General features: G+C 65.0%; 21 protein-coding genes. 8 read left to right on the top strand and 13 right to left on the bottom strand.

Features of this window, described 5'->3' with window-relative positions:
* Window positions 1-23: 23 nt before the first annotated feature.
* The 5 genes from AB0O58_RS18905 to hrcA form a co-directional block, all read right to left on the bottom strand.
* Window positions 24-1,067: a PhoH family protein gene (locus AB0O58_RS18905; protein ID WP_366238597.1), complete on the bottom strand. Its 1,044-nt coding sequence runs from the start codon at window positions 1,065-1,067 to the stop codon at window positions 24-26.
* Between the two features lie 113 nt (window positions 1,068-1,180).
* A complete protein-coding gene (locus tag AB0O58_RS18900; protein ID WP_032374424.1) occupies window positions 1,181-1,936 on the bottom strand; it encodes an alpha/beta hydrolase in 756 nt (251 codons plus the stop codon).
* Complete coding sequence (locus AB0O58_RS18895; protein WP_032374425.1) at window positions 1,933-2,706, bottom strand: 16S rRNA (uracil(1498)-N(3))-methyltransferase; 774 nt, start codon at window positions 2,704-2,706, stop codon at window positions 1,933-1,935. The genes AB0O58_RS18900 and AB0O58_RS18895 overlap by 4 nt, the downstream gene beginning before the upstream one ends.
* 3 nt (window positions 2,707-2,709) lie before the next feature.
* Window positions 2,710-3,867, bottom strand: a complete 1,158-nt coding sequence (dnaJ, locus tag AB0O58_RS18890; RefSeq protein ID WP_027497501.1) for a molecular chaperone DnaJ — start codon at window positions 3,865-3,867, stop codon at window positions 2,710-2,712.
* A gap of 94 nt (window positions 3,868-3,961) precedes the next feature.
* A complete protein-coding gene (gene hrcA / locus AB0O58_RS18885) occupies window positions 3,962-5,005 on the bottom strand; it encodes a heat-inducible transcriptional repressor HrcA (protein ID WP_027497502.1) in 1,044 nt (347 codons plus the stop codon).
* 133 nt (window positions 5,006-5,138) lie between these two features.
* Here hrcA and AB0O58_RS18880 point away from each other — a divergent pair, with 133 nt between their 5' ends.
* Complete coding sequence (locus AB0O58_RS18880) at window positions 5,139-5,444, top strand: type II toxin-antitoxin system VapB family antitoxin (RefSeq protein WP_027497503.1); 306 nt, start codon at window positions 5,139-5,141, stop codon at window positions 5,442-5,444.
* A gap of 42 nt (window positions 5,445-5,486) precedes the next feature.
* On the opposite strand, the gene hemW is transcribed toward AB0O58_RS18880, so the two are convergent.
* Window positions 5,487-6,698, bottom strand: a complete 1,212-nt coding sequence (hemW, locus tag AB0O58_RS18875) for a radical SAM family heme chaperone HemW (protein WP_032374426.1) — start codon at window positions 6,696-6,698, stop codon at window positions 5,487-5,489.
* Between the two features lie 364 nt (window positions 6,699-7,062).
* Here hemW and AB0O58_RS18870 point away from each other — a divergent pair, with 364 nt between their 5' ends.
* The 5 genes from AB0O58_RS18870 to AB0O58_RS18850 are packed head-to-tail and all read left to right on the top strand — an operon-like array spanning window position 7,063 to window position 12,506.
* Window positions 7,063-8,781, top strand: a complete 1,719-nt coding sequence (locus tag AB0O58_RS18870) for a nitrite/sulfite reductase (RefSeq protein WP_032374560.1) — start codon at window positions 7,063-7,065, stop codon at window positions 8,779-8,781.
* Complete coding sequence (locus AB0O58_RS18865) at window positions 8,778-9,488, top strand: phosphoadenylyl-sulfate reductase (RefSeq protein ID WP_032374561.1); 711 nt, start codon at window positions 8,778-8,780, stop codon at window positions 9,486-9,488. The genes AB0O58_RS18870 and AB0O58_RS18865 overlap by 4 nt, the downstream gene beginning before the upstream one ends.
* A complete protein-coding gene (gene cysD / locus AB0O58_RS18860; protein WP_032374427.1) occupies window positions 9,485-10,429 on the top strand; it encodes a sulfate adenylyltransferase subunit CysD in 945 nt (314 codons plus the stop codon). Before AB0O58_RS18865 ends, cysD begins: the two co-directional genes overlap by 4 nt.
* The gene (locus tag AB0O58_RS18855) at window positions 10,429-11,769 is read left to right on the top strand and encodes a GTP-binding protein (RefSeq protein WP_206498204.1); all 1,341 of its coding nucleotides are present in this window, start codon (window positions 10,429-10,431) and stop codon (window positions 11,767-11,769) included. The genes cysD and AB0O58_RS18855 overlap by 1 nt, the downstream gene beginning before the upstream one ends.
* Complete coding sequence (locus AB0O58_RS18850; protein WP_283541633.1) at window positions 11,766-12,506, top strand: sirohydrochlorin chelatase; 741 nt, start codon at window positions 11,766-11,768, stop codon at window positions 12,504-12,506. Before AB0O58_RS18855 ends, AB0O58_RS18850 begins: the two co-directional genes overlap by 4 nt.
* 23 nt (window positions 12,507-12,529) lie before the next feature.
* Here the strand turns inward: AB0O58_RS18850 and AB0O58_RS18845 are convergent, their stop codons facing one another.
* The 6 genes from AB0O58_RS18845 to AB0O58_RS18820 form a co-directional block, all read right to left on the bottom strand.
* Window positions 12,530-13,570 carry a sulfate/molybdate ABC transporter ATP-binding protein gene (locus tag AB0O58_RS18845; protein ID WP_283541632.1) on the bottom strand — a complete coding sequence of 347 codons (1,041 nt, stop codon included), beginning with the start codon at window positions 13,568-13,570 and terminating at the stop codon, window positions 12,530-12,532.
* Window positions 13,570-14,370 (bottom strand): sulfate ABC transporter permease subunit CysW, encoded by an 801-nt coding sequence (gene cysW / locus AB0O58_RS18840; protein ID WP_027497511.1) that lies wholly within the window; start codon window positions 14,368-14,370, stop codon window positions 13,570-13,572. The genes AB0O58_RS18845 and cysW overlap by 1 nt, the downstream gene beginning before the upstream one ends.
* Window positions 14,367-15,260: a sulfate ABC transporter permease subunit CysT gene (gene cysT / locus AB0O58_RS18835; protein ID WP_027497512.1), complete on the bottom strand. Its 894-nt coding sequence runs from the start codon at window positions 15,258-15,260 to the stop codon at window positions 14,367-14,369. Before cysT ends, cysW begins: the two co-directional genes overlap by 4 nt.
* Entirely contained in the window at window positions 15,261-16,283 is a 1,023-nt protein-coding gene (locus AB0O58_RS18830; RefSeq protein WP_032368180.1) for a sulfate ABC transporter substrate-binding protein, read from the bottom strand.
* 197 nt (window positions 16,284-16,480) lie between these two features.
* On the bottom strand, window positions 16,481-16,570 hold the full coding sequence (locus AB0O58_RS18825; RefSeq protein ID WP_310180897.1) for an Ms4533A family Cys-rich leader peptide: 90 nt from the start codon (window positions 16,568-16,570) through the stop codon (window positions 16,481-16,483).
* Between the two features lie 149 nt (window positions 16,571-16,719).
* A complete protein-coding gene (locus AB0O58_RS18820) occupies window positions 16,720-16,950 on the bottom strand; it encodes a hypothetical protein (RefSeq protein WP_027497514.1) in 231 nt (76 codons plus the stop codon).
* 94 nt (window positions 16,951-17,044) lie between these two features.
* Between AB0O58_RS18820 and AB0O58_RS18815 the strand changes: the two genes are divergently transcribed.
* Window positions 17,045-19,090, top strand: coding sequence for a glycoside hydrolase family 15 protein (locus tag AB0O58_RS18815; RefSeq protein WP_257886160.1), 2,046 nt, complete (start codon window positions 17,045-17,047; stop codon window positions 19,088-19,090).
* A 10-nt stretch (window positions 19,091-19,100) separates the two neighbouring features.
* On the opposite strand, the gene AB0O58_RS18810 is transcribed toward AB0O58_RS18815, so the two are convergent.
* The gene (locus AB0O58_RS18810) at window positions 19,101-20,108 is read right to left on the bottom strand and encodes a nitronate monooxygenase (RefSeq protein ID WP_048318615.1); all 1,008 of its coding nucleotides are present in this window, start codon (window positions 20,106-20,108) and stop codon (window positions 19,101-19,103) included.
* Between the two features lie 132 nt (window positions 20,109-20,240).
* Between AB0O58_RS18810 and AB0O58_RS18805 the strand changes: the two genes are divergently transcribed.
* Window positions 20,241-21,491, top strand: a complete 1,251-nt coding sequence (locus AB0O58_RS18805) for a DUF222 domain-containing protein (RefSeq protein WP_366238596.1) — start codon at window positions 20,241-20,243, stop codon at window positions 21,489-21,491.
* The last annotated feature ends 48 nt before the right edge of the window (window positions 21,492-21,539 follow it).

Genomic DNA, 21,539 nt, shown 5'->3' with positions numbered 1-21,539 from the left:
ATTGCCGTTTCCGTACGCCTGAATCATCTTCTCGCCGAACGCGGCCCACCGGCACGGCGTTGCGCGCGGTTCGCGATGACGCCTTCCGATGCGGACTCGAAGCGCTCGTAGGCGTCGACGATTTCCGAGACGAGCCGGTGACGCACCACGTCACTACTGGTCAGTTGCGCGAAGTGGATGTCGTCCACGTCGGTGAGAATCTCCGACGCCGCACGAAGGCCCGACCGGGCACCGCCGGGTAGGTCGACCTGCGTCACGTCTCCGGTGACGACGATCTTCGATCCGAAACCGAGACGCGTGAGGAACATCTTCATCTGTTCGGCCGTGGTGTTCTGCGCCTCGTCGAGAATGATGAACGCGTCGTTGAGCGTACGGCCACGCATGTAGGCGAGCGGCGCGACCTCGATGACTCCGGCCTGCATCAGCTTGGGGATGGCCTCGTCGTCCATCATGTCGTGCAAGGCGTCGTGCAGTGGACGCAGATACGGGTCGATCTTCTCGTGCAAGGTTCCGGGCAGAAAGCCCAGACGCTCACCTGCCTCCACCGCAGGCCGCGTCAGGATGATGCGGCTGACCTGCTTGGTCTGCAATGCCTGCACTGCCTTGGCCATGGCCAGGTAGGTCTTGCCCGTTCCGGCAGGACCGATTCCGAACACGATCGTGTTGGCATCGATCGCGTCGACGTAGCGCTTCTGGTTCAACGTCTTGGGCCGAATGGTCTTGCCTCGACGCGACAGAATGTCCAGGCTCAGCACCTCGGCGGGAGAATCCGACACCCCCTCGGTGAGCATGGCGATCGACCGGCGCACTGCGTCGGGAGTCAGTGGCTGAGCACGTTTGGCCAATGACGCCAATTCGGTGATCACCCGCTCGGCCAACGCCACATCGGGCACCTTCCCGGTGAGCGTCACGGCGTTTCCTCGTACGTGGATGTCGGCCGTCAGCATCTGCTCGAGCGCCCGGAGGTTCTCGTCGGACTGTCCCAGCAGCGGCATCACTGCTTCGGGGGCGAGCTCCAAGGTGGACCGAACGTCGCGCTCGGCGGGAAATTCGCTGTGTTCACTCACGTGGTGGCTATGGCCTGCTCTCTTGTTTCGACCGGTGACGCTGATGTTTCGAACGCGTCCGTCAGGTCGCGCTCGGACCAAGTTTAACGCCGCAGGATCGATGCGCATTCCTATTACCCACGGCGCTCGCCCAGGACGGCCTCGAGCGAGAGCGCCCAGCACCGCGAATCCGGGTTCAGGAAGGCGAAGTGGTCCTCGCCCGGCACGATCGCCGGCTCCGCGTCGTCGCCCGCGGCTCGTGCGGCCTCGACGTACCTCGAGCTCTGCGAAGCCGGGACCTGAAGGTCATCGGATCCGTGCAGACAGATCGTCGGGATGCCGATGGGTAGTCGGGCCAGAGGTGAGGCCGACCGGTACAGCTGGGGCTCGTCGTCGTAGCGGGCCTGCAGCAGGGCCTCGACCGCCGGATTGGTACGTCCCGACGCACCGCGCGGCTCCAGATCGAGGACACCCGCCTGCGAGACGATGCGCGACGGCCGGACCGTCGTGTCGGTTTCGCCGCCGAGCCACACTGCCAGGTGGCCGCCCGCCGAGTGCCCGATGACGCGGACATCGTCGACACCGACCGGGGCGTGGTGCTGTACCACCCCGACCACGGCGTCGAGTGCGGCGCGCACGTCGGCTTGCATCTCCGGCCAGTGCCCGCCCGCACCGACGCGTCTGTACTCGATGTTCCAGGCCACCGCACCGGCTCCGGCGACAGCTCGGGCGAACTGGGTGCCCAGATTCGACGCGTACTGCCCACTCCAGAATCCACCGTGCACGATCACGACCACCGGTGTCGCGGGCGTGACCGGCGCGGACGGCAGATAGAGGTGACCGAACTGTTCCGGATGCTCGCCGTACGCGATCTTGATGCGAACGCTCATGCGTTCGGGAAATCGGGCGGAAGTTGCGCCCACCGTGTCGTCAGAACGCCGAGAGCTCCCAACGCAACAGCTCCGGCCGTCGAGGTTCGCAGCACCGTCGGCCCCAGCACCACCGGGGTCGCGCCTGCCTCGGTCAGAGCCGCGATCTCTCTGTCGTCGAGGCCACCCTCGGGTCCGACGACGATCGCGACCTCGGGCACCGAATCGAACGGCAGGTCGCGGAATGCCGAGGTGGCCGCTTCGTGCAGGACGGCGACGATGCCGCCGCCCGCCACGATCCGGTTCACGAAGGCGTACACCGAGCGTGAATCGTGCAACTCGGAGACCTCGGGGATGTATGCGCGACGCGATTGCTTGGCCGCCTCGGCGGCGGTACTGCGCCAGCGCGCGACCCCCTTGGTCGCCTTGGGCCCTTCCCAGCGAGCGACGCATCGCGCCGACTGCCACGGCACCACGGCGTCGATCCCGGCCTCGGTGGCCAGCTCGATCGCCAGTTCGGAGCGGTCCGCCTTCGGCAACGCCTGAACCAGCGTCACCGTGGGCGTGGCTCGCGGCATGTCCGTGCGCGACTGCACCGTCAGTTCGAGTCGGTTCTTCTCGGCACCGACGACGACCGTGTCGGCCAGACCGCCGGCACCGTCACTGAGCAGCAGCCGCTCGCCGACTCGGATCCGCCGCACGGTCGCGGCGTGATGACCTTCTTTGCCGTCGAGCACGGCGAGCTCTCCCACGGCCGGCAGCGGCGTGAGATAGAAGACCGTGGGGGCCATGAATCAGCGCCCGCTGAAGGCTTCCCGCAACCGCGAGAACAGGCCGCCGCTGTGCGCCGAACCGGTGGTGACGACCTCCGCCGAATCGCGGTCGCGCATGGTCTTGAGCTGTTCGAGCAGGTGGGTCTGCTTGCTGTCCAGCTTGGTCGGCACGATGACCTCGAGGTGGGCGTGCAGGTCACCGCGGATACCGGAACGGAGCTTGGGCATCCCGTGCCCGCGCAGCACCGTCGTCGAGTTCGGTTGTGTCCCTTGCTCGATCGAGATCTCGGTCGGGCCGTCGATGATGGCGTCGACCGTCACCGACGTACCGAGTGCCGCGTCGACCATCGGGACGCGAACGGTGCAGTGCAGATCGTCGCCGTCACGGACGAACACCTCGTGCTGCTGCTCCACGATTTCCACGTAGAGATCGCCTGCGGGGCCGCCACCCGGCCCGACCTCGCCCTGCGAGGCCAACCTGATGCGCATGCCGTTGCTGACGCCGACCGGGACCTTCACCGAGATGTCCCGACGCGAACGCACCCGGCCGTCGCCGCCGCACTTTCGGCAGGGGTCCGGGATGGTCTCGCCTGCACCGCGGCAGGTGGGGCACGGACGGCTGGTCATGACCTGGCCGAGGAACGAGCGCTGCACCGACTGCACTTCGCCGGCACCGCCACAGGTCTCGCACCGAACGGGCTTGGAATCGCCGTTGGTGCCCGAGCCGGTGCACAGGTCGCACAGGATCGCCGTGTCGACGGTGATGTGCTTGGTGACGCCGGTGGCGCATTCGTCGAGGGTGAGTTTGGTTCGCAGCAGCGAATCGGCTCCGGGTTGTACGCGTCCCTTGGGTCCGCGCTGTCCACCGCCTGCGCCGCCGCCGAAGAACGCTTCGAAGACGTCGCCGAGGCCGCCCCCGAATCCGGCACCGCCGAATCCGCCGCCACCACCGCCGCCGCCCTGCTGCAGAGGATCGCCGCCGAGGTCGACGATTCGACGCTTCTCCGGATCGGAGAGCACCTCGTATGCGGTGGAAATGTCCTTGAACCGGGCCTGTGCGGCCTCGTCCGGGTTCACGTCCGGGTGCAACTCTCGCGCCAATTTGCGGTACGCGCGTTTGATCTCCTGGTCCGTAGCCTGCTGGCCGACGCCCAAAGTCCCGTAATAATCCCGTGCCACGTCGTCTCTTTCGTCCTAGAAGATGAATCTCGTTCGTTGATGCTGTGTCGCGGCCGCTGTGCCCCCGCGGCCGACGATGGATCGTCGGCTCGCGTCAGCGCTCGGCCAGGACCTCGCCGATGTACCTGGCAACCGCCGCGACCGACGCGATTGTTCCTGGATAGTCCATTCGGGTGGGGCCGAGAACGCCCATCCCTCCCAGGACCATGCCAGCAGAGCCGTATCCGGTGGAAATCACCGATGTTCCGCGCATCTCCTCGACCTGCGTCTCCTCGCCGATACGCACGGTGACGGTGCGGGTGTCCTGCGTCACGGCGAGCAGCTTGAGTACCACCACTTGCTCTTCCAGCGCTTCGAGTACCGCTCGGAGCGATCCCGGAAACCCTGCGTCTCCCGCGAAGTCCGCCGCATTGCGCGTCAGATTGGCCGTTCCGCCGAGAACCAGCCGCTCCTCGGGATGTTCGACGAGCGATTCCACCAGCACCGTGGCCGAACGAATCATCGCGTCACGCAGGGCGGGAGGTGCATTCTCGGCCAGCTCGGCCACGGCTGCGGACGCCGCCGCCAGCCGCTTGCCTTCCAGTGCGCCGCCGAGCAACCGCCGCAACTGGGCCAAGTTCTCGTCGTCGATGACGTCGCCGAGTTCGACGATGCGTTGATCGACCCGGCCGGAGTCGGTGATGAGCACCAACAGCAGCCGAGCCGGTGTGAGAGCGACGACCTCCAGATGTCGAACCGAGGACGCCGACAGCGTCGGGTACTGAACCACGGCTACCTGCCGGGTCAGCTGAGCGAGCAGTCGAACCCCACGGCGCAGCACATCGTCCAGGTCGACGCCGTTCTCGAGAAACTCCAGAATGGCGCGACGCTCGGCCGCTGACAACGGTTTGACGTCGGCGATCCGGTCCACGAACTGGCGGTAGCCCTTGTCGGTCGGCACCCGCCCGGAGCTGGTGTGCGGTTGGGCGATGTAGCCCTCTGCCTCGAGGACCGCCATGTCGTTGCGCACGGTCGCACTCGACACACCCAAGTTGTGACGCTCGACAAGAGCACGCGATCCCACGGGCTCCTGAGTGGACACGTAGTCCGCCACGATCGCTCGCAGAACCTCGAACCGCCTGTCGTCGGTGCTCGACATCGGTGCCCACCTCCGTTCTCGTTGTCAATCGTCGCTCGAGTCTAGTAGCCGAGGAACGCATGCTCGTGCAAGGCCTTACTGTGGTCCGAGTGGAAACTGTCTTTCGATTCGGTCCAGCGGTTCGAGGCTCGCGATGATCTTCAAGGGTGTACGAGACGGAAAGCCCTACCCGGAGCACGGCCTGTCCATCAGGGACTGGTCGAGAATTCCTCCACGCCAACTGCGTTTGGACGAGATCGTCACCACCACCAAGGTGCTCGAACTCGACCGGTTGTTGTCCGAGGACTCCACCTTCTACGGCGACCTGTTCCCCCATGCTGTGCAGTTCCGAGGCGTCATCTACCTCGAGGACGGCCTGCACCGCGCTGTCCGGGCGGCGCTGCGCAGTCGAACGGTGTTGCACGCCAGAGTGTTCGACTACGACGCCCTGGGAGCCTGAGGGTTCGAGGGCCTGAGAACACTGCAGCCTGAAACAGATCGTTCAGGCCGCGGCGATGGTGCGCACCACGGCGTCGGCGAGCAACCGGCCGCGGTCGGTCAGCACGAGGTGATCACCTCGCTGCACCATCAACCCGTCCGCCACGGTCTGCTCGGCGGCTGCGAGCTCGGTCGGCCCCAGCAGACTCATCGGCACCCCTGAGCGCAGACGCACGGTCAGCATCAGTTCTTCGAGATGACGGTCCTGCGCGGTGAGCAGCTCACTGCCCTGCACCGGCAGCTCGCCCGCGGCGAGCCGATCGGCGTAGGTGGCCGGGTGTTTGACGTTCCAGAATCGCGTGCCGCCGATGTGGCTGTGCGCTCCCGGCCCGGCACCCCACCAATCGCCGCCGTCCCAGTAGCCGATGTTGTGCCGGCAACGCGCATCGGCATCGGCGGCCCAGTTCGATACCTCGTACCAGGACAGGCCCGCCGCGTTCATGGCCGTGTCGATGCGCTCGTATCGGCTCGCCAACACGTCGTCGTCGGGTGCGGGCAACTCACCTCGACGCACCTTTCGCGCCATGGCGGTGCCGTCCTCGACGATCAGTGCGTACGCGGAGACATGGTCGACACCCGCGTCGAGCACCGCAGCGAGGGACTGATCGAGATCGCTGTCTCGCTCGCCCGGCGTTCCGTAGATGAGGTCGAGGTTCACGTGCTCGAAGCCGGCTGCGGACGCTTCCTTCGCCGCGGCCACCGCTCGTCCCGGAGTGTGGGTGCGATCCAGAACCGCCAGAACGTGCGGTGCCGCGGACTGCATGCCCAACGACACCCGCGTGAACCCGGCGTCGCGCAGCCGCTCGAAGAATGCAGGCGACGTCGATTCCGGGTTCGATTCCGTGGTCACTTCCGCACCGTCGGACAGCCCGAAGCTCGACCGGACCGCGCCCAATACGTCCGCGAGGCCGTCGCCCCCGAGCAACGACGGCGTCCCACCTCCGACGAAGACTGTGTCGGCCATCGGTACTCGACCCGCGCCCGTTCCGATCAGGTTCGCCGCAGCGTCGAGTTCTCTGCGCAGGCCCTCCAACCAGGACTGCGGCGACGCCGATGTGCCCAGCTCCCCGGCCGTATACGTATTGAAGTCGCAGTACCCGCATCGCGTGGCGCAGAAGGGCACATGCACGTAGATCCCGAACGCACGTTCCCCCACTCCGTCGAATGCGCCGGACGGCAGCTCGAAGACTGAGGAGGTATCGACGACGGTATTCACGGACTCCAGTGTCCCAGAGTTCACCGGCGGCCCGATCCACGCGCCGCCCAGGGCGCTGTGCACGCACGACTCGCACCCTGCCAGCCTATTTACCGGAATTTTGGGGTAAATAGGCCGCCGCGGTCGGCACCCGGTCGATGACGTGGCACAATGGCACCCGTGACCGACTCAGGAATTCGACTCGTGGCGCGCCGCCATGTCGATCTCGGCCGCGTCTGCAGCGCGTCGTGTCGACACACGACCGGCTGCTGACCCAGCCCTCCTTGGAGCAAGTCCATTCGAACCACCGGTTCCGCACCATCTCGTGAGCGCTCTTCTGCGCAACGATCGGAGCCGGCCCGCACCGAAGATGCAGGAGCATTGCATGTCGTCGACCAGCGACGCGACCACCGACGCTGCCTCCGCCACACCGCGAGAGCGAGCGCCGCGGCCGACCAAGCGTCGCGCCGAAGGCCAGTGGGCTCTGGGCTATCGAGAGCCGCTCAACGCCAACGAGCAGTCCAAGAAGGACGACAACCCGCTCAACGTGCGCGCCCGCATCGAGAACATCTACTCGAAACAGGGTTTCGACAGCATCGACAAGGGCGACCTGCGCGGCCGATTCCGCTGGTGGGGTCTCTACACCCAGCGTGAACAGGGCTACGACGGCACCTTCACCGGTGACGACAACATCGACCTGCTCGAGGCGAAGTACTTCATGATGCGCATCCGGTGCGATGCCGGTGCATTGAATCTGGAGCAGCTGCGCACTCTGGCTCAGATCTCGAAGGAGTTCGGCCGCGACACCGCGGACCTCTCCGATCGCGAGAACGTCCAGTTTCACTGGATCGAGGTCGAGAACGTCCCCGAGATCTGGCGTCGAATCGAGGCAGTCGGCCTGAAGACGACCGAGGCATGCGGAGACTGCCCCCGTGTGGTGCTCGGTTCCCCGCTGGCAGGTGAAGCGGTCGACGAGATTCTCGACCCGACGTCGGCCATCGACGAGATCGTCGAGCGGTACATCGGCAAGCCCGAGTACTCGAACCTGCCACGCAAGTTCAAGACCGCGATCTCGGGTCTGCAGGACGTAGTGCACGAGATCAACGACGTCGCCTTCATCGGTGTGAACCACCCCGAGCACGGACCAGGACTCGACCTGTGGGTCGGCGGCGGCCTGTCCACCAACCCGATGCTCGCGCAGCGCGTCGGTGTCTGGGTTCCGCTCGCGGACGTCCCCGACGTCTGGGAGGGCGTCGTCTCGATCTTCCGCGACTACGGCTACCGCCGGCTTCGCACCAAGGCGCGCCTGAAGTTCCTCATCAAGGACTGGGGCATCGAGAAGTTCCGCCAGGTCCTCGAGGACGAGTACTTGCACCGCAAGCTCATCGACGGCCCGGCTCCCGAGAAGCCCGCTCGGCCCCGTGATCATGTCGGGATCCAGAAGCTCAAGAACGGCCTCAACGCCGTCGGCGTTGCCCCCATCGCGGGCCGCGTCTCCGGCACCATCCTCGCCGCGGTGGCCGACGCCGCCGAGAAGGCCGGGTCGGATCGCGTCCGATTCACGCCGTACCAGAAGCTGATCGTCCTCGACGTTCCGGACGAGACGCTCGAGCAGCTGATCTCGGACCTCGACGCGCTGGGCCTACCTGCCCGCCCCTCGCACTGGCGCAAGAACCTGATGGCGTGCAGCGGCATCGAATTCTGCAAGCTCTCGTTCGCCGAAACCCGCAAGCGCTCACAGGTTCTCGTCCCCGAGCTCGAAGAGCGCTTGTCCGACATCAACAGTCGACTCGACGTTCCGATCACGATCAACATCAACGGCTGCCCCAACTCGTGCGCGCGATCGCAGATCGCCGACATCGGCTTCAAGGGTCAGTTGGTCGACGACGGGGACGGGAATCAGATCGAGGGTTTCCAGGTTCACCTCGGAGGCAGCCTCGGCCTGGACAGTGCGTTCGGCCGAAAGTTGCGTCAGCACAAGGTCAACAGCTCCGAGCTGGGAGATTACATCGACAGAGTGGTGCGCAATTTCGACAAGCACCGCGAAGACGGCGAACGGTTCGCTCAATGGGCCGTGCGAGCAGACGAGGCGGATTTGCGATGAGTACCAGACTGAATTTGACGGTCGACCAACTGAAGGACATCGCCGAGTGCGGTGCCCGCGAACTCGACGGCGCAAGCCCGCTCGAGTTGTTGCAATGGACCGAGGACACCTTCGGTAGCGATTTCATCGTCGCCTCCAACATGCAGGACGGGGTTCTCGTTCACCTCGCCGCACAGGTTCACCCCGGAGTGGACGTCCTGTTCCTCGACACCGGCTACCACTTTGCCGAGACCATCGGAACGCGCGATGCCGTCGAGGCCGTCTACGGCGTGCACGTCGTCAACGCCCGCGCCGAGAAGACCGTCGCAGAACAGGATGCGATCGACGGCAAGGACCTGTTCGCCCGCGAACCGAACCGCTGCTGCGCGATGCGCAAAGTGGCGCCGCTGAAGAAGGAACTGGCGAACTACAGCGCGTGGGTCACCGGCATCCGGCGAGTCGAGGCCCCGACACGCGCCAACGCTCCGTTGATCTCGTTCGACGACGCCTTCGGCCTCGTGAAGATCAACCCGATCGCACCGTGGTCGGACGAGGAGATGCAGGCCTACATCGACGAACATTCGATCCTGGTCAACCCTCTCGTCGACGAGGGATATCCGTCCATCGGGTGCGCACCGTGCACCGTCAAACCTGCCCCCGGAGCCGACCCGCGCAGCGGTCGTTGGGCCGGCAAGGCCAAGACCGAATGTGGGTTGCACGCCTCATGACACTCGACCTCACGACGGCGACCGTCGGACGCACCCATCTCGATGCAGATCGGTTCGACACCCTCGACGCACTCGAATCCGAAGCCATCCACATCTTCCGAGAGGTGGCCGGCGAATTCGAGCGCCCAGTCATCCTGTTCTCGGGTGGCAAGGACTCGACGGTTCTGCTGCATCTGGCCATCAAGGCGTTCTGGCCAGCTCCCCTGCCGTTCGCACTGCTGCACGTCGACACCGGGCACAACCTGCAGGAGGTGCTGGATTTCCGCGACCACGTGGTTGCGAAGTACAACCTGCGCCTGCACGTGGCCAGCGTCGAGGAGTACCTCGCCGACGGACGTCTCACCGAGCGCCCCGACGGCATCCGCAACCCTCTGCAGACCGTTCCTCTCCTCGACGCGATCTCCGAGAACCGGTTCGACGCCGTGTTCGGCGGTGCCCGACGCGACGAGGAACGCGCCCGCGCCAAGGAGCGAATCTTCTCGCTGCGCAATGCATTCGGACAGTGGGAGCCCAAGAAGCAGCGCCCGGAACTGTGGAACCTGTACAACGGCAAGCACTCCCCCGGCGAGCAGGTGCGCGTGTTCCCGCTCAGCAATTTCACCGAACTCGACATCTGGCGCTACATCGCTCGCGACGACGTGGAGTTGGCCAGCATCTACTACGCCCACCAGCGCCCGGTGTATCAGCGCGACGGCATGTGGATGACGCCGGGCGTCTGGGGCGGACCGGCCGAAGGTGAAGAGTTGCAGACACTGTCGGTGCGCTACCGCACCGTCGGCGACGGATCCACCACCGGTGCCGTCCTGTCCGATGCTGCCGACAATCAGGCAATCCTGGCCGAGGTCGCCGCGTCCAGGCTGACCGAACGCGGAGCCACTCGCGGCGACGACCGCGTCTCCGAGGCTGCCATGGAAGACCGCAAACGAGAAGGATACTTCTGATGAGCAGCACGGGCATATCCAATGGTCATTCCGCAGGCTCCACTCGCGGCACCCAGCTTCTTCGCCTCGCCACCGCGGGCAGCGTCGACGACGGCAAGTCCACTCTCGTCGGACGGCTGTTGTACGACACCAAATCCGTTCTGGCAGACCAGATCGACGCCGTCACTCGGGCCTCGGTGGACAAAGGATTGTCCACTCCCGATCTGTCGCTGCTCGTCGACGGCCTGCGTGCCGAGCGCGAACAGGGCATCACGATCGACGTTGCCTACCGGTACTTCGCGACGCCCAATCGCTCCTTCGTTTTGGCCGACACCCCCGGCCACGTGCAGTACACCCGCAACACCGTCTCGGGCGCGTCGACGGCGCAGTTGGTCATCCTGCTCGTCGACGCCCGCAAAGGCGTGATCACTCAGACCCGAAGGCATGCAGCGGTTCTGGCCCTCCTCGGCGTTCCGCGCCTGGTGCTCGCCGTCAACAAGATCGACCTGGTCGAAGACCCCGCGACGGTGTTCGCCGACATCTCGGCCGAATTCAATTCACTGACCTCCTCGCTCGGGTGGTCCACCGAGGACGTCATCGAAATCCCCGTCTCGGCGTTGCACGGCGACAACGTGGCAGTGAAGTCCGACAAGACCCCGTACTACGACGGGCCCACCCTCATCGAGCACCTCGAGTCGGTCCCGGTGGACGCCGAACCTCACCGGGTCGGTCTGCGATTCCCCGTGCAGTACGTGATCCGGCCGCGCACAGCGGAATTCCCGGACTACCGCGGATATGCCGGCCAGGTCGCAGCGGGCTCCGTCGACGTCGGCGACGAGGTCGTCATCCTGCCCTCGGGCACCCGAACGACAGTGGAGCGCATCGACACCGCGGACGGCGAGCTGCGTACCGCGCATGCCGGCCGTAGCGTCACCCTCGTCCTCGCCGACGATGTCGACGTCTCGCGCGGCGACACCATCGCCTCCCCGCAGGACGCACCGGAACCGATCGGCGACTTCGAGGCCACGGTGTGCTGGCTGGCCGAGAAACCGCTTCGCCCGGGCGCTCGTCTGCTGCTCAAGCACGGCACTCGTACCACCCAGGCCATCGTCGGGGCGCTCGTCGAGCGTTTCGACGAGCAGGACCTCACTGCGCACGAGGGCCCGGAATCGTTGGAGCTCAACGAAATCGGACGCATCTCTGTTCGCGTCGCCGAGCCGATCGTGGCCGACGACTACGCCGTCAACAGGCACACCGGCAGCTTCTTGCTGATCGATCCGGCCGGTGGCAACACACTGGCAGCCGGTCTGGTGGGCAACGCACTGGCCGCCGTCGAGCTGGGGTCGGCAGTTCCGGCGTGACGGCTCTGCTCGCGGTGGCGCACGGCAGCCGCGATCCCCGCTCGAGCGAGACGATCCACCGCGCCGTCGACGTCCTGCGTCGACGGCGTCCGGATCTCGATGTCCGCGTGGCGTTTCTCGACCTCAGTGAGCCCAGCGTCGAGCAGGTACTCGACGACTTGGCCGATGCAGGGCATGTTCGCATCGTCGCGGTTCCGCTGTTGTTGGGCAGTGCTTTTCACGCCCGAGTGGACCTGCCCGCGCTGTTGGGTGCAGCACGGGTCCGGCATCCGCGCGTGTCGATCGGTCAGTCCGAGGTGCTGGGCGACGACCCACTTCTCGTCGACGCCGTTCGCGATCGAGTTGTCGACGCCGGCGCGGTGCTCGGCGATTCGACCGTCGGAGTCGCCTTGGCTGCCGTCGGATCGAGCGATTCCTCGGCGAACGACCGCAGCCGTCGAGTGGCGAACGAAGTGGTGTCCGGCACCGGCTGGGCGGGAGTTGTCCCCTGTTTCGCCACGTCCGTCGATCCGTCTCCACTGGACGCGGTCGCGCAGTTGCACGCGCTGGGAGCCACCCGGATCGTGGTGGCTCCCTGGTTCCTGGCACCCGGGAGGCTCACCGATCGCATCTCACAGGTGCTGGACGGCGTCCCGAACGTGACGTACGCCGATGTTCTGGGCCCTCATCCGGCAGTGGCCGAGCTCGCCTCCCGGCGGTACGACGCAGCTCTCGCGCACGATCACTCGATCGCGTAGCACGAACAGCCCCGCTCGTCCGATCAGTGCAGCGGAGCCGATTCCGTCGTATCCGTGATCGTCGGAACCCGAGTCGCACGGACGTACACGGTTTCGCCCTCGTGCAGCCCCAGCGCCTCGCTGTCGCCGCGCGTGATCTGCGCCGCGAACAACTCGCCGGTGGCCGCGTTCTTCAGCTCGACCTTCACCTCGAAGCCGAGGCGTACGACCCGTTCGACGACGGCCCGCGTCACCCCGGCAGATTCTGCCGTGCCACTCGCCTGCGCCTGTGCCAACGACGGGTCGCGTCCGACACGAATGTCGTGCGGGCGCACCAGAAGTCCGTTCAGCCTGGCCACCTGACCGAGGAACGACATCACGAAGTTGTTTGCAGGGCGATCGTAGAGATCTTCCGGGGTGCCGACCTGTTCGATTCTGCCCTTGTTCAGCACCGCGATTCGGTCGGCGACGTCGAGCGCTTCTTCCTGGTCGTGGGTCACCAGCACAGTGGTGACGTGCACCTCGTCGTGCAATCGGCGCAGCCACGTCCGTAGATCTGCGCGCACCTTGGCATCGAGGGCACCGAAGGGCTCGTCGAGGAGGAGAACCTGCGGGTCGACGGCGAGTGCACGTGCCAGCGCCATGCGTTGCCGCTGTCCTCCGGAGAGCTGCGCCGGGTAGCGGCCTTGGAAACCGGCCAGACCGACGATCTCGAGCAGTTCGTCGACCTTCTTGGCAATTTCGGCCTTGGGCCGCTTGCGGATCTGTAAGCCGAATGCCACGTTGTCGCGCACCGTCAGGTGCTTGAACGCGGCGTAGTGCTGAAACACGAACCCGATCTCGCGACGCTGCGGGCTCACCCAGGTGACGTCCTGGCCGGCCAGCACCACTCGGCCCGTATCGAGCTGCTCGAGGCCTGCGATGGATCGAAGCAGCGTGGACTTGCCCGAGCCACTGGGTCCGAGCAGCGCCGTCAGCGAGCCCTTCGGGATGTCGATGCTGACGTCGTCGAGGGCGGCGAAATCGCCGTAGCGCTTGTTCGCGCCGACCACGGAGATCTCGATCTCGGAAGATGTCTCGGTCATTACTTCGTCCTCTTCTTGTCGAGAACCGTCATCAGCAGCAGCACGATGACGGCGATCGCCATGAGCAACGTGGACGCCGCATATGCGCCCTGCTGATTGAAGTCCTCGTACCGTGAATTGACCAGCAGTGTGAGCGTCTGGGAAATGCCGGGCAGGTTGGTGGAGACCATGATGACCGCGCCGAATTCTCCGAGCGAACGTGCGACGGTGAGCACCACGCCGTAGGTCAGTCCCCATCGGATGGCAGGCAACGTGATTCGCCAGAACGTCTGCCAGGTGCTCGCACCCAGGGTCGAGGCAGCCTCTTCCTGCTCCTCACCGATCTCGTACAGGACCGGTTCCACTTCGCGAACGACGAACGGCAAGGTGACGAATATCGTCGCGATGACCATGCCGGGTAGCGCGAAGATGACCTTGAAACCGAGGCTTTCGATGCCACCGAACCATCCGTTGGCACCCCACAGCAGGATGAGCGCGACGCCGGTGATGATCGGCGACACCGCGAACGGCAGGTCCACGATCGCTTCGAGTATCCCCTTGCCGCGGAACCGTCCGCGTACCAATGCCAACGCCGTGACGATTCCGAACACGACGTTGATGGGAACGACGATCGCCACGATCAACAGCGACAGTTGGAGAGCGGATTGCGCGGCGGGAGTGGTGATCTGCTCCCAGAACGCAACCACCCCGTCCTCGAACGTGCGAAACAGGATGGCACCGAGGGGGAACAGCACGAGCACAGCGAGATAGATCAGTGCGACGGCACGCAGGGACAGTTTGATCGGGAGACCGATTTTCACGAGATCTGCTCTTCTCGTCTGGCCAACCTGTTGCCGATGATGCGGAGCACGAACAGCACAGCGAAGGCGATTGCCAACAGCACCACGGAGATTGCGGCTGCGTCGATCGGCCGGTCGTACTCGATGAGTTCACGGATGTACTGCGAAGCGACCTGCGTGTCGTTGGGGATGTTGCCGCCGATCAACACCACCGACCCGAATTCGCCGATGGCACGGGCGAACGCGAGCCCACCGCCCGAGAGCACAGCCGGAAGCAGTACCGGCAACACGATGCGCCGAAAGATGGTCCAGTTGTTCGCACCCAGCGATGCGGCCGCCTCTTCGACATCCTTGTCGAGTTCTATCAGCACCGGCTGCACCGCACGCACCACGAACGGGAGCGTGACGAACAGCAGCGCCACGATGACCGCAGGCTTGGTGGCGTTGAAGACGATGCCGATCGGACTCGACGGTCCGTACAGCGACAGCAACACCAAGCTCGCCACGATGGTCGGTAGTGCGAACGGCAGGTCGATCAGGGCATTGACGAAACGCTTGCCGGGAAACTCGTCGCGTACCAGAACCCACGCGATCAGAGTGCCGAGAAAGAGGTTGATCACGGCGGCAGCCACGGACACCAGCAGAGTCACCTTGAACGTGGCGATGGCACGTGTCTCGGTGACCGCATCCCAGAAACCACCGAGGCCGCCGTCGAACGACTGAACCGTCAACGCCGCCAACGGCAGCAGCACGATGACACTGAGCCACAGAACGGCGACACCGAGGCCCAGCGGACCCACCGAACCGGGGCCCCGGAACTTGCGGCCTTCCCGCCCAGCACGAAACCGAGGTGTCGCACTGGGCGGGACGATCGAACCCGGGGCCGCGGGTTCACCGGTCGACGACGACATCTACCGAGTACTTTCCTGGTAGATCGTCGCAATTGCGCCGTTGTCTCCGAACAGGTCGGCGTCGACCTGAGTCCAGCCGCCGAGATCATCGATGGTGTAGAGCTTTTCGGGCGTGAAGAACTTGTCCGAGTACTCGGAGGCGATCTCCGGGTTGGTCGGCCGGAAACCCGCCTCGGCCCAGATCTTCTGGCCTTCGTCGGAGTAGACGAAATCGTTCAGAGCATTCGCACGCTCGAGGTTCGCACTGCTGTTGATCACTGCCACCGGGTTGTCGATGCGGAAGGTGACGGGGACGTCCACGTGCTCCACCTTCTGTCCCTGCTCTTCGATGAGCAGTGCCTCGTTCTCGTAGCTCAGTAGCGCGTCGCCCTGTCCCTGCAGGAACGCTTCGGTTGCGGCGCGGCCGGATTCGGGCTGCACAGGGAAGTGATCGGCGACGAGCGTACGAACGAAGTCGAGACCGGCCTGCTTGTCCTGGCCACCGTTGCTCTTGGCGGCGTACGGCGCGAGCAGGTTCCACTTCGCCGATCCGGAGCTGAGGGGGCTCGGGCTGATGACCTGAACGTCGGGCTTGATCAGGTCGTCCCACGTCTGGATGTTCTTCGGATTGCCCTCGCGGACGACGATGGTCACCACCGAGCCGAACGGCACCCCGCCGTACGCGTTCTGGTTCCAGTCCTCGTCGACCTTGCCCGCCTTGACAAGTCGAGTGACATCCGGCTCGACGGAGAAGTTGACGATGTCCGCAGGCGCGCCGTCGGCGACCTTGCGCGACTGGTTTCCCGATGCGCCGTAGTCGGCGTTGATCGCCGTACCCTCTCCATCCTCGGTGGCTGCGAACGCCGGACCGATTGCGTCCCAGCCGTTCTTCGGCACTGCGTAGCCGACGAGTGTCAGAGCCGGGCCACTGGCAGTGTCCGACCCGCCCCCGACGACATCGCTGGAACCGCCGCCGCAGGCGGTGACCAGAAGAGTTCCCACAGCTGCGAACGTGGTGAGCAGATAACGAGAACGATGCCTCATTGCGAAAGGCCTTTCATGGTGGTGTGACGATGAGGAAAGAACACAAGACACGCAAGGTGATTCGCGCTGAGCGCCGTAGCAGTCAGGACCCGGCCGGCGAAGCAGCGAACTGGCGGCACGGACTCCGGTCCGTCGTGCGGACACACTGCGCTACGCGGCGACAGTGGATCGACGAAACCGATTCGCGAAGGAAAGAATCAACAACAGTCGATATCGGCGACTGCCAGCATGCCGACAGCAATCAACGCCAACTGGTGGCGGACGCGGTACTCGGCGGCAGAAGACACGGTCAGGAATCTAGCAGAGGTTCCGGACCGACTCTAATCAGAGGAGTCGTGCATGTGCACGACGGGCGCGTGTCAGCGAGTGATCAACCACGCGATGACGACCAACGCCAGCAGCGCGATCAGAGCCCATGTCACCCGAGACCGCGGCATTACAGTCCATCCTTCGTCGTAGACGTCGAGGCCGAGAGCTCGGCCTCGCGTGCTGCGCTGGCGTCACGGCCCAACACGCGCAGGATCACTGCCAGCACGCGATCGAACACCCGAGCCGAGACGAACGCAACCGGAACGAGCACTGCGAGGACGACCACCGACTGCGGAACGAACGGAAGGCCCGTCACCCACAGCTCGACGCCGTCCCACCACCGCGCGAACGATTCCATCCTCGCAGCTTAAACCAGGGCTCCACCTGAGCCGCGCCACGCCGAGTACGGCCTCTCAGTGGACGGCTGCCACGGATCGGTCGATGATTACGCCATGACGGCATTCGATGAGGTTTCGCCCGTGCCCCCGGTCGCCGAGGAGCCGGCCATGGGCTCTGGACATCCAGGCCTGGGCGGAACGGAGGTCCAAGGTGCGTTGGGCAGCACCGATGCGCCGGTGTCCACGTTGGTCTCCTACCGCAGCGCGTTTCCGCCCATCGACGACTACGCATTTCTCTCGGACTGCGAGACGACGTGCCTCATCGCCCGAAACGGCTCCGTCGAATGGATGTGTGTACCGCGGCCGGACTCCCCCAGTATTTTCGGTGCCGTCCTCGATCGCAGCGCGGGCCACTTCCGCGTCGGGCCGTACGGACAGTCGGTACCCGCCGCTCGTCGATACCTGCCCGGCGGGCTCATCGTGGAGACGACCTGGCAGACCGAGACCGGGTGGCTCATCGTGCGTGACGCGTTGGTGATGGGTCCCTGGCACAACACCGACCAGCGTTCTCGAACTCACAAGCGCGCACCGAGCGACTGGGATGCCGAGCACATCTTGCTCCGAACCATCAAATGTGTCAGCGGCACAGTCGAATTGGAGATGAGCTGCGAGCCCGCCTTCGACTACCATCGGGCACCCGCGACATGGGAGTACACCGGCAAGGTGTACGAGGAGACCACCGCGACCTGCGAGGCGAGCGCCGACGGCGACCAGCCCACCCTGAAATTGACCACCAATCTTCGGATCGGCATCGAGGGCCGCGAAGCACGCGCGCGAACCCGAATGACGGAGGGCGACAACATCTTCGTCGCGCTGTCGTGGTCCGATCTTCCCGCACCGCAGACGTTCGAGGAAGCGGCCAGCAAGATGTGGCAGACCTCGGAATGCTGGCGGCAGTGGATCACGATCGGCCGATTCCCCGATCATCCGTGGCGCGGCTACCTCCAGCGCAGCGCTCTGACCCTCAAAGGACTGACCTACGCACCCACGGGAGCACTGCTCGCCGCGTCGACCACGTCGCTACCCGAAACACCTGGTGGGGAACGCAATTGGGACTATCGCTACACCTGGGTCCGCGACTCCACATTCGCTCTGTGGGGTCTGTACACGCTCGGGCTCGACCGTGAGGCCAACGACTTCTTCGCCTTCATGTCCGATGTAGCCACCAGTGCAGACGGGGAGGTCAACCCGCTTCAGGTGATGTACGGCATCGGCGGTGAGAAGACCCTCGACGAGGCCGAGCTGCCGCACTTGTCCGGGTACGACGGTGCCCGACCGGTACGTATCGGCAACGGTGCCTACGACCAAGAGCAGCACGACATCTGGGGCACCATGCTCGACTCGGTGTACTTGCACGTCAAGTCGCGTGAACACGTCCCGGAGTTCCTGTGGCCTCTGCTCAAGCGGCAGGTCGAGGAAGCGATCGCGAACTGGCGCAAACCCGACCGTGGCATCTGGGAGGTACGCGGTGAGCCCCAGCACTTCACGTCCTCGAAGCTGATGTGTTGGGTTGCGCTCGATCGCGGTGCGAAGCTCGCCGATATCCACGGCGAGAAGGACTACTCGACCAAGTGGAACGAAATCGCCGACGAGATCAGGGCCGACATCCTCGACAACGGCGTGGACTCGCGCGGCGTGCTGACGCAGCGGTACGGAGATCCCTCTCTGGACGCGTCGTTACTACTCGCACCGCTCCTGCGATTTCTGCCGGCCGACGACGAACGCATTCGTGCAACAGTGCTCGCCATCGCCGACGAGTTGACCGAGGACGGCTTGGTTCTGCGCTATCGAACCGACACCACCGACGACGGTTTGTCCGGCGAGGAGGGCACGTTCACGATCTGCTCGTTCTGGCTCGTGTCCGCTCTGGTGGAGATCGACGAACTCCCGCGCGCCAAGCACCTGTGCGAACGCCTGCTTGCCTACGCGAGCCCGCTCAAGCTCTACGCCGAAGAGATCGACCATCGCACCGGCCGTCACCTCGGCAACTTTCCGCAAGCATTCACGCACTTGGCGTTGATCAACGCCGTGGTGCACGTCATCCGAGCAGAGGAAGCGCAGGCATCGGGACACTTCCAGCCCGCCCACGCCAACCCCTGAGCTGTCCGGTTCAGCGGCCGAGTTGCCTCGCCCATTCGGCGACCAGCTCGGCCGCCGGTTTCGCCTGAGCGCGGCGATAGCCGGTCCCGGCCCACATCGACAGTCCCGACGGGTCACCCGCAGCTGCGGCCTTCGCGCGCATCGGCGCGGTCAGATAGTGCAGATCGGGATACGCCAGCGGGGCGGCGTCGGAGTTCTCGCGCATGAACTCGTTCACCAAGCCCCGCGCAGGACGGCCCGAAAACGCCTTCGTCACGGCGGTACCCGACGCACTGGCCAGCTGCTCGCGGTGCACGGGCTTCGTTCCTGCCTCGGGAGTGTTCAGAAACGCGGTACCCAGCTGGGCTGCATGCGCGGCACCCGAATCCAGCAGCGGCGCAATGTCGTTGCCGTCCATGAGCCCGCCGGCCGCGATTCGGGGCAAATCCGAAATTTCACGTACGGCGACCAGTAGCTCCGTCAACGGCTCTTCCGGGGCCGATCCGTCGAACGTGCCTCGGTGTCCGCCCGCCTCGGGACCCTGCACCACCAGCGCGTCCACACCGTTCGCGGTGGCGATGGACGCGTCGGAGGCGGTTGCTACCGTTGCCCACACTTCGGTTCCCACCGAATGCAGCTGGGCAACCTCGTCGGCATCGAAGGTGGCGAAAGTACTCGACACCACCGGCACCGGATGGGCAAGCAGCCAGGCGAATTTCTCCGGGTAGTAATCATCGCGGCGTTTCAGCACGCCGGGTTCGGCGTCGAATCGCTCGAACCACGATGCCAGATGCTGGGCGTAGGAGTCGACATCCGCGCCCGACGGCTCCTCGGGTAGGAAAAGATTGACCCCGAACACCAGACCCCGCATCGAATCCACCTGCGCGGCAAAGGCATCCGGCGTCAACAACGCGCCGGCGATCATTCCGAGTCCGCCGGCCTCGGACACAGCCCGGGCGAGCTCGGGAGTACTCGGACCGCCCGCCATGGGCGCACCGACAACGGGAACACGCAATTTCTTCAAGATCGGCGTCGTCACAGATTCGAAATGTACTCTCCGAGCGATATCACGGACCACCGACACCTTCCGATTCCCGAATCCTTGTGCACAGCAATAGTTTTCGATTGCATCATCATTGCGCATCAAACACACGTTCGATACACTTGGTCCATGACCACGGAGATCTGGCAACTGAGCGAGGCAGAACTCCTCGCCGACGCTGCTGATGTCTCCCACAAGATCCAACTGTTGGAGGCCCGGCGGATTGCTCTCGTCGCCGACATCGACACCCGCGTGAGCCGAGAGAAGCTCGGGTTCCCCGGACCCGCCGGCTGGCTGACCTCCACCACCCTTCTCTCACCATCCAAAGCCACCAAGATCGTCGCCCTCGCCCGCGGCATGAAGAACTTCCCCGACATCGCCGACGCCGTCAACACCGGCGTGATGACCATCGACCACGCCGCGTTGATCCTCACCTTCGCCGAAACACCCCCGAAGAACCTCCCCCAAGAGGGCCGCGATCTCGCTCGTACAGCCATGATCACCGCCGCCACCGGCCCCGAAGCCCGTACCGACCGCATCCGCGCAGCCATCACCAAGTTGCAGGACACCTTCGGCGGTAAGAAGCCGCCCGCCGAGGACACCGACCGCAACGAACTCTTCGCCTCGAAGACCTTGAACGGGCGGCTGATGTTGAAAGGCGATTTCGACGCGATCACCGGCGAAGAACTGCTCACCGCACTCTCACCGCTGACCGAACCCCGACCAGCCTCAGACGGCACCCCAGACGACCGCAGCCCCGCCAAGCGACGAGCCGACGCCTTCGGACACATCCTCGACCGCTACCTCGCCTCCAGCAACAGGCCCACCGAAGGCGGCGAAAAACCACACGTCAACCTGCACGTCCGGCTACAGGACCTCCAAAGCCAGAGCAGCCAGAACAACAGCGACATCACCGACGACGAAACGACCCGCGCCACAGCAGAATACGAGACAGATCCAGCCGATCCGGTTGACATCGACACCGGAAACCCGATCCACCCCGACACGGACGAGTCCGATCGCCGGGGCGAGGCGGATCCCCGGGGCGAGTCCGATAGCCCGACCGCGAACCGGAGCGCGTATCGGGATCTCTTCGGTGACGGCACGTCGGTCGGGTGGCTACCGTGGATGGGACCCCTCTCCCGCAACACTTCCCGACAACTGGCCTGCGATTGCCTCCTCACCGCCATCGTCATGGACGAGAACGGCAACCCACTCAACCTCGCCCGCACCGTCACCGCAAAACAGAAACGCGCATTGACTGCCCGCGATCACGGCTGCGCGTTCCCGGGATGCGGAAAACCCGCCGCCTGGACCGAAGGTCACCACATCTCAATGCCGTTAAGTTACGCCGATACGATAACGCGACACGCGGTGTAGATGTACTTTTAAAGTTGCGGTTTTCGTAGAATTAACTGGTGGACGAAA

Origin of the sequence: Rhodococcus sp. NPDC080181, assembly GCF_040702225.1 — a bacterium.
Taxonomy (GTDB): Bacteria; Actinomycetota; Actinomycetes; order Mycobacteriales; family Mycobacteriaceae; genus Rhodococcoides; species Rhodococcoides fascians.
This window is presented reverse-complemented; position numbering and strand designations above follow the sequence as displayed.